The sequence below is a fragment of the Streptomyces sp. rh34 genome (assembly GCF_002551245.1).
Lineage (GTDB): Bacteria > Actinomycetota > Actinomycetes > Streptomycetales > Streptomycetaceae > Streptomyces.
Window position 1 is genome coordinate 1 of sequence record NZ_NTGZ01000201.1, and the last position, 13,195, is coordinate 13,195.

Annotated in this window: 8 protein-coding genes and 2 pseudogenes; 4 read left to right on the plus strand and 6 right to left on the minus strand. The window is 72.9% G+C overall.

The window, feature by feature from the left end; all coding sequences use genetic code 11:
• The 4 genes and pseudogenes from CR470_RS28140 to CR470_RS28155 form a co-directional block, all read left to right on the plus strand.
• A pseudogene (locus tag CR470_RS28140) lies at window positions 1-2,009 on the plus strand (serine protease); the annotation flags it as partial.
• Between the two features lie 43 nt (window positions 2,010-2,052).
• Complete coding sequence (locus CR470_RS28145; protein WP_097870318.1) at window positions 2,053-3,009, plus strand: bifunctional riboflavin kinase/FAD synthetase; 957 nt, start codon at window positions 2,053-2,055, stop codon at window positions 3,007-3,009.
• Window positions 3,010-3,058: 49 nt separating this feature from the next.
• The gene (locus CR470_RS28150) at window positions 3,059-4,168 is read left to right on the plus strand and encodes an XdhC family protein (protein ID WP_097870319.1); all 1,110 of its coding nucleotides are present in this window, start codon (window positions 3,059-3,061) and stop codon (window positions 4,166-4,168) included.
• A 70-nt stretch (window positions 4,169-4,238) separates the two neighbouring features.
• A complete protein-coding gene (locus CR470_RS28155) occupies window positions 4,239-4,796 on the plus strand; it encodes a dihydrofolate reductase family protein (protein ID WP_097870320.1) in 558 nt (185 codons plus the stop codon).
• A gap of 12 nt (window positions 4,797-4,808) precedes the next feature.
• Here CR470_RS28155 and CR470_RS28160 read toward each other — a convergent pair whose 3' ends face one another.
• From CR470_RS28160 to CR470_RS28185, 6 genes and pseudogenes are all read right to left on the minus strand, one after another.
• Window positions 4,809-5,879, minus strand: coding sequence for an oligopeptide/dipeptide ABC transporter ATP-binding protein (locus CR470_RS28160; RefSeq protein ID WP_257138941.1), 1,071 nt, complete (start codon window positions 5,877-5,879; stop codon window positions 4,809-4,811).
• Window positions 5,876-7,003: an ABC transporter ATP-binding protein gene (locus CR470_RS28165; RefSeq protein WP_373561447.1), complete on the minus strand. Its 1,128-nt coding sequence runs from the start codon at window positions 7,001-7,003 to the stop codon at window positions 5,876-5,878. The genes CR470_RS28160 and CR470_RS28165 overlap by 4 nt, the downstream gene beginning before the upstream one ends.
• The gene (locus tag CR470_RS28170) at window positions 6,949-7,938 is read right to left on the minus strand and encodes an ABC transporter permease (RefSeq protein WP_179892389.1); all 990 of its coding nucleotides are present in this window, start codon (window positions 7,936-7,938) and stop codon (window positions 6,949-6,951) included. The genes CR470_RS28165 and CR470_RS28170 overlap by 55 nt, the downstream gene beginning before the upstream one ends.
• The gene (locus CR470_RS28175) at window positions 7,935-9,026 is read right to left on the minus strand and encodes an ABC transporter permease (protein WP_097870322.1); all 1,092 of its coding nucleotides are present in this window, start codon (window positions 9,024-9,026) and stop codon (window positions 7,935-7,937) included. Before CR470_RS28175 ends, CR470_RS28170 begins: the two co-directional genes overlap by 4 nt.
• Before the next feature lie 3 nt (window positions 9,027-9,029).
• Window positions 9,030-10,907 (minus strand): ABC transporter substrate-binding protein, encoded by a 1,878-nt coding sequence (locus CR470_RS28180; protein ID WP_097870323.1) that lies wholly within the window; start codon window positions 10,905-10,907, stop codon window positions 9,030-9,032.
• A 218-nt stretch (window positions 10,908-11,125) separates the two neighbouring features.
• Window positions 11,126-13,177: pseudogene (locus CR470_RS28185) on the minus strand (AAA family ATPase); the annotation flags it as partial.
• Window positions 13,178-13,195: the final 18 nt, after the last annotated feature.

Genomic DNA, 13,195 nt, shown 5'->3' on the forward strand with positions numbered 1-13,195 from the left:
TCCACGAGGCGGCCCGCCGCTGCCTGGGTCCGGGCCAGGGCGAGCTGGACCGGGCGGCGTTCGAGGAGATCTTCCCCTGGCGCACCGGCTGGGCCTCCGCCGTCCTCACCGAGGGCCTCCTCGTCCCCGCCGGGGCGGGCTACCGCTTCGCCCACGAGGAGCTCGGCGACTGGGTGCAGGGCGCCCACCTGGACCTGGACGCGGCCCTGCGCTCCCTGGTGCACCGCTGGCACCGGGGGAGCGGCGGCCCGGACCGGACGCCGCACCCCCGTACCGTCGGCGAACCCCGCAGTCTGCCCGTGCCCCGGCATCGCATCGGGCCGGTGATCCAGGCCATGGTGCTCCTCGGCCGCCGCCAGGGCACGGCCGCGCTCGCGCACCGGATGGCCGACCTGATCGAGGCGCTGGACCGGCTGCGGACCGACGAGGGCCCGCGCGACGAGGACGCCGCCTGGTGGGCGGCCCACCTGCTGGGCGGCAGCCTGCTGCGGGTGCCCGACGCCCGCCCGTACCTCGGCGTGCTGCGGGTCCTCGCCGGCCGCATCACCCGGCACTCCGCCGCCCCCGACGGGCCCGGGGACCTCGGGGCGTACGGGGAGTTCGGGCCCTGGTTCTGGCGGCGACTGCGCCTGCCCGAGGAGGACCGGATCGACCTGCTCCGGCGTCTCGTGCCCGCCGACGGGCTGCCCCGCACCGACGGCGACGAGCGCTATCTGGACGCGGTCGCCCGCCGCCTCGCCCTCGACGCCCCGGCCGTGCAGCCGCTGCTGTGCCGCTGGTTCACCGACGAACGCCCGCTGCTCGTGGGCCCCGACGCCCCGGACGTCCCGCTGCGCCCCACGGTCGCCGCCGCCGCGCAGGCCCTGCTGTACGCCCGCCGCGACCTCGCCCCCGACGACCTGGCCGACGCGCTGATCGCCACCCCGCACCAGCGCGCCGGGGAGCTGCTGCTCGCCCTCGCCGAGGACGAGCCCACCGCGCTCTGCCGGGCCGTGGAGCGCTGGGCCCGCGACGAGGACCGCTTGGCCCGTCGTGCCGCCGCCGCCCGCTACGCCGGACTCCTCCAGCAGCGGGTCACCGCCGAGGGCGACCGGGCCCTGCTGCGCTCCGCCGCTCTCGTGCTGCTGGACCGCCCGGAGGACGCCGCCCTGCACGCCGCCGCCCTCACCCTCCTCGTCCGCGATCCGGTGGCCGGGAAGCACCATCTCCCGGCGGCCCTGCGCGCGTTCGCCGCCGGAGACCCCCGACTGCCCGTCGAGCTGCTCGCCGAGGTGTTCCCCGCCCACCAGGAGCCGGTCCTCGCCGCTCTCCGCGCCCGCCTCGCCCGCCCCGGGGACGGTGGGGGCGCGGTGCTGCGGGCGCTGGCCGGCCTCGACACGCCCGCGCTCGCGCTGCACGTCGCCGGACTCGTACGGGAGTACATCGACGCCCATCCCGAGGACGGCACGCACGCCGCCGAGTACGTCGACCTCCGCCTGGAGCACGGTCCCGCGGCTCGGGCACTTCTCCTGCCCCTGGTGACCGGGCTGCTGCGGGACCGCCCCGCACCGCCGCCGGTGCGCGCCGCGCTCGCCCGGGTCCTCGCCGGGGCCGGGAGCGCCGCGTCCCGGCCGCTGCGGGCGGAGCTGCTGGAGGTCCTGCTGGAGTTCGAGCAGGTCACCGGCCGGGACCCGGATGTGCTGGAGGCCCTGCTGCGGGCCGCGGCCGAGGGCTCGGAGCGCCGCCCGGAGATCCGTACGCGCGCGCTCGTCCACCGCACCGGGATGCTGTTGGTCCGCACCCCCGAAGGCGCCGCCCGTTTCGACCGGGGCCTGGTCGAACTCGCCCGGGACGTGCCCGGATTCGCCGCCCTCGTCACCCGCTGGCTGGCCGACGCCCCACAGGAGTGGGCGGCGGTCGTGGGCCCGAGCGCCCGGCGTACGGTCGAGGCGTTGGAGACATCACGTCAGCCGATGCCGATGCCGATGCAGGCGGCGGGACGTGAGCATGGCAGTCTTAGACCTGCGTAATCGACATACACACGTACACAGGTTCGGGCGAGGAGCGGTCACAGTGCAGTGCTGGCGTGGCTTGGAGGACATCCCCCAGGACTGGGGGCGCAGCGTCGTCACCATCGGCTCCTACGACGGCGTGCACCGCGGACACCAGCTGATCATCGGCCGGGCCGTCGAGCACGCCCGTGAGCTGGGCGTTCCCTCCGTCGTCGTCACCTTCGACCCGCACCCCAGCGAGGTCGTCCGCCCCGGCAGCCACCCGCCGCTGCTCGCCCCGCACCACCGCCGCGCCGAGCTGATGGCGGAGCTGGGCGTGGACGCCCTGCTGATCCTGCCGTTCACCGCCGAGTTCTCCAAGCTGTCGCCCGCCGACTTCATCGCGAAGGTCCTCGTCGACCGGCTGCACGCCAAGGCCGTCATCGAGGGCCCCAACTTCCGCTTCGGCCACAAGGCCGCGGGGAACGTCGCGCTGCTGACCGAGCTGGGCGCCACCTACGACTACACCGTCGAGGTCATCGACCTGTACGTCACCGGCGAGGCGGGCGGCGGACAGCCGTTCTCCTCCACGCTCACCCGCCGGCTCGTCGCCGAGGGCGACGTCGCCGGCGCCGCCGAGATCCTCGGCCGCCCGCACCGGGTCGAGGGCATCGTGGTCCGCGGCGCGCAGCGCGGTCGCGAGCTGGGCTTCCCGACGGCCAACGTCGAGACCCTGCCGCACACCGCGATCCCCGCCGACGGCGTCTACGCCGGCTGGCTGGAGGTGGCCGGCGAGTCGATGCCCGCCGCGATCTCGGTCGGCACGAACCCGCAGTTCGACGGCGTCGAGCGGACCGTCGAGGCGTACGCCATCGACCGCGTCGACCTGGACCTGTACGGGCTGCACGTGGCCGTCGACTTCCTCGCGTACGTCCGGGGCATGCTGAAGTTCGACTCGATCGACGACCTTCTGGTCGCCATGGCCGCCGATGTGAAGCGCTCCGCCGAGCTGACCGCCGCGTACGACGGCACCCACTGACGTACCCCTCGGCCGTGCGCCGCGCCCGGGGACGACGGATGCTGACAGGGTGCGCGACATCCTGCCCGACCTCCGTGCCCGGTGCTCCGACGGCATCCCCTTCGCCCTGGCGACCGTCGTCGCCGTGCACGGCAGCGCGCCCCGCGACCCCGGCGCCGTGCTGGCCGTGGACGCGGCGGGGGCGGTGGTCGGCAGTGTCTCCGGAGGCTGTGTCGAGAGCGATGTGTACGAGGTCGCCCGCGAGGTGCTCGCCGGGGCGGGGCCGCGCGTGGTGTCGTACGGAATCAGCGACGACGAGGCGTTCGGTGTCGGCCTGACCTGCGGCGGCACGATCGAGGTACTGGTGCGCGCCTGTGCGACCGCCGCCGAGCGCGAGGATCTCGCGGCCGTCCTGGACCTGATCGCCGCCGATCTGCCGGTGGCCGAGGCCACGGTCCTGTCCGGCGCGGAGACCGGGGCCCGCCTGGTCGTCCGGCCCGCCGACACCCTTGCCAGCCGTGGCACTCTCGGTTCCGAAGGGCTGGACGCCGCCGCCACCGACGACGCCCGGGGGCTGCTGGCCCAGGGGCGCACCGGGATCCAGTGGTACGGGGCGCGGGGCCAGCGCCGGATGCAGGAGGTCGCCGTCTTCTTCCGGACGTACGCCCCGCCGCCCCGCATGCTCGTCTTCGGCGCGATCGACCACGCGGCGGCCACCGCCCGCATCGGCTCGTTCCTCGGCTACCGGGTCACCGTCTGCGACGCCCGCCCCGCCTTCGCCACCCGGGAGCGCTTCCCCACGGCGGACGAGGTCGTCCGCGCCTGGCCGCACACCTACCTGGAGTCCACCGAGGTCGACGCCCGCACCGCGATCTGCGTGCTCACCCACGACCCCAGGTTCGACGTGCCCCTGCTCGTCGCGGCCCTGCGCACGCCCGCCGCGTACATCGGGGTGATGGGCAGCCGCCGCACGCACCGCGACCGGCTGGCCCGGCTGCGCGCGGCCGGGGTGGACGAGGCGCACCTCGCGCGCCTCGCCTCACCCGTGGGCCTCGACCTCGGAGCCCGTACGCCGGAGGAGACGGCCGTCTCCATCGCCGCCGAGATCATCCAGCACCGCTGGGGCGGCACGGGCCGCCCGCTCGGCGAGCTGACGGGGGCGATCCACCGGGACCGATGAGTTCCGGGCCGTCCGGAGGTCATCACCCCGGAAGCGGCCGCGGACCGAGCCGCTCGTACCGGAGGACCCCATGGCCAAGCTCATCTACTCCATGATCACCTCGCTCGACGGCTACGCCGAGGCGGCGGAGGGCAGCCTCGGCGCCGGGGCCGAGGATCCGGAGGTGCACACCTTCGTCGGCGACCTCTTCCGCCCTGTCGGCACGTACCTCTACGGCCGGCGGATGTACGAGACGATGGTCTACTGGGAGACCGCGCACACGGAGCCCGACCAGCCACCGCACATCCTGCAGTACGCCCGTGACTGGCAGGCCGCGGAGAAGGTCGTGTACTCCACGACGCTCGACGAGGTGGCCGGCGAGAGAACCAGGATCGAGCGGACCTTCGACCCGGACGCGGTGCGCCGGCTCAAGGCCGAGGCCGAACACGACCTCACCGTCGACGGCCCGAACCTCGCCGCCCAGGCCATCGCGGCCGGCCTGGTGGACGAGTACCACCTCTTCATCACCACGAGCGTGGTCGGCGGCGGCAAGCGGTTCTTCCCCGACGGCGTGCGCCTCGACCTCGAACTGGTCGAGGAGCGCGCCTTTGCCACCGGACTGATCTACACCCGCTACCGGACCCGCTGAACAGCACCTGCCTCAGGCGGGCGCCTCGGCGGCGGGCCCGCCCCGGTCCTCCCCGCCGCACGCCGCCGCCCAGTGGCACGCCACCTGGGTGTCCCCGCCGCCGCTCAGCACCGGCAGATCGACCGTGCGGCATGCCTCCGCCACCCCCGCCCGCTCCGCCTCGCCCGAGGCCAGGACCTGGCAGCGGACGTGGAACCGGCAGCCGGGGGGCACCTGCGAGGGGTCCGGCGGCTCCCCGGCCAGCACGACCGGTTCGCCCTCCGCCTCCGGGAGCACGGACAGCAGGGCCCGCGTGTACGGGTGCCGAGGGGCCGTGAGCAGCTGCTCGACCGGGCCCGTCTCGACGATCCGGCCCAGATACATCACCGCCACCCGGTCCGCGATGTTCCAGGCGAGCCCCAGGTCGTGGGTGACGACCAGCGCCGAGAGCCCCAGCTCGTTCCTCAGGCGCAGGAGCAGCGCCAGGATCTCGCCCCGTACCGACGCGTCCAGCGACGCCACCGGCTCGTCGGCCACGATCAGCTCCGGCTCCAGCACCAGGGCCCCGGCGATCACGACGCGCTGGCGCTGACCGCCCGACAGCTCGTGCGGGAAGCGCAGGAAGAACCGCTCGGGCGGCCGCAGCCCGGCCCGGGACAGGGCCCCGGAGACGGCGGCCCGCTCGTCCCCGGCGTACCCGTGGATGCGCAGCCCCTCGGCGACCGCGTCGTACACCGTGTGCCGGGGGTTGAGCGAGCCGCTCGGGTCCTGGAGGACCAACTGCACGCGTTTTCGGTACGCCTTGAGCGCCCGGCCCGTATAGACGAGCGGTGCGCCGCCGAAGGTGACCCGCCCCGAGGTGGGCGCGACCAGGCCGAGCAGCGACCGGGCGAGCGTCGTCTTGCCGCAGCCGGACTCGCCGACCAGGGCGACGATCTCGCCGGGCCGGATGTCGAGGTCGACGCCGTCGACGGCGCGGGCGGTGGCCGCCCCACGCCGGCCGGGGAAGGCGACCTTCAGCGTCTCGGCGCTGAGCAGGGGAGCGGCGCCGGCCGGAGGGGGGCCCGCCGGAGAAGCGGCGCCGGCCGGAGGGGTGGTGCTCATGTCGTGCTCCTCGTGTCGTCGGCCCCGGCGGGGGCGGGCGCGTCCACCAGGACGCAGGCGGCCCGGCGCCCGGTCCCGGCGTCCCGCAGCTCCTGGTCCTCGGTGGCGCAGGAGTCGAGCGCCACCGGGCACCGCGGATGGAAGGTGCAGCCGCCCGGCAGCGCCGATGGGTCCGGCGGGTCTCCCGGCAGGCCGCGCGGGGCGTGCCGGGAGGAGAGGTCCCCGATTTTCGGGAACGCGGCGGAGAGCGCCTTGCCGTACGGGTGGCGGGCGTCCGCGTACACCTGCCGGGCGGGGCCTTCCTCGACGACCCGGCCCGCGTACATCACCGAGAGCCGGTCACAGGTGTCGGCGAGCACCGCGAGGTCGTGGCTGATCATGATCAGCCCGACGCCCTGGTCCGCGACGAGCGCCTCGATCAGCCGCAGGATCTGCGCCTGGATCATCACATCGAGGGCGGTGGTCGGCTCGTCCGCGACGATCAGCCGCGGATCGCAGGCCAGCGCCATGGCGATCATCACGCGCTGCCGCTGCCCGCCGGACAGCTCGTGCGGATAGGCCTGGGCCCGGGCGGCGGGCAGTCCCACCTGCTCCAGCAGCTCACCGGCCCGCCTGCGGGCGGCGGCGGGGGTGGCCTTGCTGTGGAGCAGGATCGGCTCGGCGATCTGGTCCCCGACCCGGTGCACGGCGTTCAGCGAGTGCATCGCCCCCTGGAAGACGATCGACGCGCCCGCCCAGCGGACGGCCCGCAGCCGCCCCCACTTCATGGTCAGGACGTCCTCGCCGTCGAGGAGGATCTCGCCGGACAGCGTGGCCGTCGCGGGCAGCAGCCGCAGCAGCGCGAGGGCCAGCGTCGACTTGCCGCAGCCGGACTCCCCGGCGATGCCGAGCTTCTGCCCGGCCTCGACCCGTAGATCGACACCCCGTACGGCGGGGACGGCGTCGGCCCCGCCCCCGTAGGTGACGGTCAGGTTCCGCACCTCCAGGAGTGGCGGATCGCCGGTGGGCCTCGTCGGGTCGGGGGAGCCGGCCGGGTCCGGGTTCGGCGTGGTGGTCGTGGTCGTGGCGGTCAACGGGACACCCCCAGCTTGGGGTTGAGCACGGACTCGATGGTGCGGCCGCACAGGGTGAAGGCGAGGGCGACCACGGCGATGGCGAGTCCGGGCGGAGCGAGGTACCACCAGTTGCCGGAGCTGACCGCGCCGGCCTCGCGGGCGTCCTGGAGCAGACCGCCCCAGGAGACGATCGTGGGATCGCCGAGCCCGAGGAAGGCGAGGGTCGCCTCGGTGAGGATGGCGGTGGAGATCACGAGCGTGGTCTGGGCCAGCACCAGCGGCATCACGTTGGGCAGGACGTGACGGGACATGATGTGGCCGTGCCCACCGCCGAGCGCCCGGGAACGTTCGATGTACGGGCGGGACTCGACCGACAGCGTCTGGGCGCGGACCAGACGGGCGGTCGTCGGCCAGGTCGTCACGCCGATCGCCAGGATCGTCGTCCACACCGACCGGGACAGGACCGTGGCCAGGGCGATGGCCAGCACCAGGGTCGGCATCACCAGGAACCAGTCGGTGACCCGCATGATGACGGTGGCGTACCAGCCCTTGAAGTGGCCCGCGGTGATCCCGATGAGGGTGCCGATCGCCACGGACAGGAAGGCGGCGAGCAGGCCGACCGTCAGCGAGACCCGGGTGCCCCAGAGCATCAGGGCCAGCAGACTGCGGCCGAACTGGTCGGTGCCGAGCGGGAATTCTCCGCTCGGCGCCTCCATCGGGCCGCCCGGGGAGTTGGTCACGCTCTGCGAGTCGGCTCCCACCAGCAGCGGGGCGGTCAGCGCGAGCAGGGCGATCACCGCGAGCACGGCGAGCCCGACGAGACCGGCGCGGTGCGTGCGGTACTGCCGCCAGAAGCGGAGCACCGCCTGCCGCCGCCGGGCCCGGGTGAGGGCGCGCGGGCTCGCCGGCGGCACCGACTGCTCCGCCTTCACCTCCGGCTGTTCGGAAGGCTTCCCCGCATCCGGCCGCTGCGGCTCGGAGGGCTTCTCCATCGACGTCGTCATCGGCCCACCCGGGGATCGAGCAGCGGATAGATCACATCGGCCAGCGTGTTCATCAGGATCACCGCTGCGGCGAACACGAAGAACAGCGCCTGCACCAACGGCAGGTCGGGCACGCTCAGCGCCTGGTAGAACAGGCCGCCGAGCCCCGGCCAGGAGAACACCGTCTCCACCAGGATCGCCCCAGCGACGGTCGTGCCGAGGTTCACGAAGAGCAGCGTCACGGTCGGCAGCATCGCGTTCGGCACGGCGTGCTTCCGGCGTACGAGGTCGTCGCGCAGACCCTTGGCGCGGGCGGTCGTCAGATAGTCGCTGCCCATCTCGTCCAGCAGCGAGGAGCGCATCACCAGCAGGGTGCGCGCGTACTCCACGGCGACGAGCGTGATGACGGGCAGCACCATGTGGTGGGCGATGTCCAGCACCCGGTCGAAGCCCTCGGTGTTGCCGGACTCCATGCCGCCGGTCGGGAAGAGCCCGGGGATCGGGCCGATGCCCACCGACAGGGTGATGATCAGGAGCAGGCCGAGCCAGAACGAGGGCACCGAGTACAGCGTCAGCGCGAAGGCGGTGTTGGCACGGTCCCCGGTACTGCCGTTGCGCCACGCGGAGCGCGCGCCCAGCCAGATGCCGAGCAGCGTGTAGATCACGAAGGCGGTAGCGGTCAGCAGCAGGGTGGCGGGCAGCGCCTCGGCGATCTTGTCGACGACCGGGGCGCGGAACTGGTACGACGTACCGAAGTCGCCGGTCAGCGCCTTGCCGCAGTACTGGGTGAACTGTTGCCACAGCGGCAGGTCGAGGCCGAACTCGCGGCGCATCGCCGCGATCTGTTCGGTCGACACCTGACGGCCGCCGGTCATCTGCTTGACCGGGTCGCCGGGGATCAGCCGGAAGAGGAAGAAGCTGGTGACGAGGACGGTGAAGAGGGAGACGGCCGCCCCGGCGAGCTTGCCCGCCGCGTAGCGGGCGTAGGCGGCCGTGGAGCGGGAGCGTGGGGAGCGGGCCGACGGCCCGGCCGGAGCCGGGCCGCCGGATTCGGTGCTCTCCACGCCCGCCGCGCCCTTCAGCAGGGCGGGAGTGGTTTCTGAGCTCATGGACTATTCACGGTCTTCCGCGGTGGAGCGGCGACGCATGGCGAACAGGAGTCCGCCACCGGCGAGGACGACGACGGCGATCCCGACCCCGATGAGCACCCCGGTGGAGGAGCCACCGGAGTCGGAGGAACCGGACGAGGAGGCCCCGGCGGCCGGGACCGCCGACCACCAGCTCCAGTAGCCGTCCTGCCCGTAGATGTTGCCCGCGGCCGACGGCATGGTGGTGATGGACTCGATGTGGTCGGTGCGGTAGGCCTCGACGGCATTCGGGTACGCCATGACGTTCATGTACCCGGTGTCGTACAGCCGCGACTCCAGTTGCTTGACCAGATCCGCCCGCTTGGCGGGGTCGTACTCGGCCAGTTGCCTCTTGTAGAGCTCGTCGTACTGCTTGTCGCAGATGAAGTTGTCGGTCGAGGCCGTCTCCTTCGCCTTGGTCGGCAGGGCGGCGCAGGTGTGGATCGACAGGACGAAGTCGGGGTCGGGGTTGACGGACCAGCCGTCGAAGGCCAGGTCGTACTCACCGGCGTACCAGGGGTCGGAAACGTTGTCGCGGCAGTCGACCTTCAGTCCGATGCCCTGCTCGCCCCACCACTCCTGGAGGTACTTGCCGATCGCCTTGTCGTTGGGGTCGGTGGCGTGGCAGAGGATGCGGAAGTCGAGCGGCTTGCCGTCCTTGCCGACGCGCTTGCCCGCGCCGTTCTTCTTGTACCCGGCCTCGTCCAGCAGGGCCGCGGCCTTCGCCGGGTCGTAGGCGAGCTTCTGGTCGGCCGACGGCTTCCAGAAGTAGTCGCCGAAGCGCGGCGGGATGTAGCCCTCGCCCTCGACGGCGTGGCCCTGGAAGACCTTGTCGATGATGGTCTTGCGGTCGACCGTCATGAACAGCGCGTGCCGCACCTTCTGGTCCAGCAGCGCCGGGTGCCCGTCGCCGAACTCCTGTCCGTCCTTGGTACGGGCTCCGGGGTTGACGGCGAGCGCGAAGAAGCGGCGGCCCGGGGCGTCGTTCACCTTGATGTCCGGGGCGCTCTTCAGTGAGGCGGACTGGGCCGGGGTCAGGCTGGGGCTGCCCGCGACGAACGACACCTCGCCCTTGCGCAGGGCGGCCACGGCCGCGTCCTGGTCCTTGTAGTAGCGGAAGACCAGTTCGTCGAACTTGGGAGACCCGCGCCAGAAGTCCTTGTTGGCCTTCAGCTTCACATAGCTGTCGACCTTGTAGTCCGTCACGATGAACGGACCGTTCCCCACGATGGGGAACTTCTTGTCGTTGTTGAACTTCGAGAAGTCGCCGACCTTCTCCCAGAGGTGCTTCGGGACGATCGGCACGTCGAGCGCGGCCATCGTGGCCTGCGGCTCCTTCAACTTGATGACCAGCTTGTCCTTGCTGGGGGCGGTCACCTTCTCGAAGTTGCCGACGAAGCTGCCGTTGGAGGTCGCGGCGGCCTCGTCCGTCATCATCTTGTTGAACGTCCAGGCCGCGTCCTCGGCGGTGGCCTGCTGCCCGTCGGACCACTTCGAGTCCGAGCGGATCGTGTACGTCCACGTCAGCTTGTCCGCGGAGGGCTCCCACGCGGTGGCGAGGCCCGGGATCGCCTTGTTGTCCTTGGGGTCGTAGTTGGTGAGGAAGTCGTACATCAGCCGCAGGACGCTCGTGCTGAGCAGCCGCTGCGCCAGGAACGGGCTGAGCGAGTCGACGCTCTGCGCGACGGCGACCGTGAGCGTCGTCTTCCCGTCGTCCGCGCGGGCCTCGGAGGGGGCGGGCGCGAGCAGGTTTCCGGGAACGACGGATCCGGCGGTGAGTGCCAGGGCGGCCACGCCGGAGGCCAGCAGGAGGCGCAGGCGCCGGCGTGGCCGGGTGGAGTGGTGGGGAACTCTAGTGACCATGGACGGGGACCTCGCGTCATCACTCGCTGAAGAAGGCGGGTAGATCTCTGGTTCGCCAGTTGGTGAAGCGAAGGTTTATCAGCGGTGGTCGAGGCTCGTCAACGGTCAGTCAAACAGCGTGTGGGCTGCGGGAATAGCGGAAGGGCCCGCACCGCGCGAGCGGTGCGAGCCCTTCATCGGCCCTGCGCTTACTCCCATTGGTCTACACCACTTCGGCCCTACTGCTGAGGCGCCGGCGGCGGTTGCGGAGGCGTCTGCTGCCAGCCGGCGGGAGGCACCGGGCCCTGCGACTCGGGCTGGCCTGCCGGGTTGGCCTGCCCGCCCTGCTGCTCCGGCTGCGGCGTACCGGCCCCGGGCGCGACCGGCCCGGCCTGCGGGGGAGGCGCCTGGAGCCACCCGTTCTGCGGTCCGCCCTGCGGCGCCTGCGGAGGATAGGGGCTACCGGGCTGACCGGCCGCCTGATATCCCCCGTACGGCGGCTGTCCGCCGTAGGGCTGCTGCTGGGCGTACGGCCCCTGCTGCCCCTGCTGAGGCTGCCCGGGGTGCTGCGGCTGCGGCTGGTGCTGCGGATAGGGCTGGCCGGGGCCGGGCTGCTGCGGTGCGTACGGCTGCTGGCCCGGGACCTGCTGTCCGGGAGCGTGCTGACCGGGGCCGCCCTGCTGTCCCGGCATCGGCTGGGCGGGTGCCGGGTAGCCCTGCCGGCCGGGCATCGGCGGGGCGAACTGCGGCGGCGGGTTCTGGCCGTCCCCCGTCCACAGCCCCTGCTGCTGCTGCGCCCGCGCGAAGTCCTCGGCCACCAGCGCCGAGAGGTGGAAGTACGCCTCACGGGTCTTGGGCCGCATCATGTCGAGGTCGACCTCGGCGCCCGCCGCCAGGTGCTCGTCGAACGGCACGACGACGACTCCGCGGCAGCGCGTCTCGAAGTGCTGGACGATGTCGTCCACCTTGATCATCTTGCCGGTCTCGCGGACGCCGGAGATGACGGTGAGCGAACGCTGCACCAGGTCGGCGTAGCCGTGCGCCGAGAGCCAGTCCAGCGTCGTCGACGCGCTGGACGCGCCGTCGACCGAGGGCGTCGAGATGATGATCAGCTGGTCGGCGAGGTCGAGCACCCCGCGCATCGCGCTGTAGAGCAGTCCGGTGCCCGAGTCGGTGAGGATGATCGGGTACTGCTTGCCGAGCACCTCGATCGCGCGCCGGTAGTCCTCGTCGTTGAACGTCGTGGAGACCGCCGGGTCCACGTCGTTGGCGATGATCTCCAGACCGGAGGGCGCCTGCGAGGTGAACCGCCGGATGTCCATGTACGAGTTGAGGTACGGGATCGCCTGCACCAGGTCGCGGATGGTCGCCCCGGTCTCGCGGCGCACCCGTCGGCCCAGCGTGCCGGCGTCCGGGTTGGCGTCGATGGCGAGGATCTTGTCCTGCCGCTCGGTGGCCAGCGTCGAACCCAGCGCGGTCGTCGTGGTGGTCTTGCCGACACCGCCCTTGAGGCTGATGACGGCGATCCGGTAGCAGGACAGCACCGGGGTGCGGATCAGCTCCAGCTTGCGCAGCCGCTCGGCCTCCTCCTTCTTGCCGCCCAGCTTGAACCGGGAGGCGGCGGAGGGGTTACGGCTGCTCTTGGCCTTCTGCTTGCCCCGCACCAGCCGGTCGGAGGAGAGCTCGACGGCCGCCGTGTACCCGAGCGGGGCGCCGGGCACCGACCGCTCGCGCTGGTCGTGTGCGACGGGGGTGGGCCAGGCTCCGCCCGTACGCGGGTCGACAGGCGGTTGCTGTTGGTGCGGCGGCTGGGCCTGGGAGGCCTGGGGCTGCTGTCCGTACGTTTCCGGCTGCTGCGGGGCGGCGGGGAGGTTCGGGGTGCCCTGGGCCGGGAAGGGGGCGTGCTGCTGCGGCGGCTGCGGCGCGTTGGGCGCCTGTCCGGGCTGCCCCGGCTGTCCCGGCTGGCCGGGCTGAGGGAAGCCGTACCCGCCCTGCGGCGGGAAGCCGTACCCGCCCGCGCCCTGGGGGGCCTGGGGGTGAGCCTGAGGTGGCAGCGGTGCGCCGGGTCCGGGCTGACCGGGGTGGCCGGGCTGACCGGGGAGCGGCTGCTGCTGGTGCGGTTGCTGGGGAACCTGGGGTGCCTGAGGGGGCTGAAGCGCCTGGGGTGCCTGCGGCGGCTGTCCCGTCTGCGGGAAGCCGTAGCCGCCGGGTGCCTCGTTCGCCGGGGCGGAACCGGGCCACTGCGACGCCGGCTGCGGTGCGGAGGGCCCCGGAGGCGCCGGCTGGAAGGCTGTCTCTTATACACATCT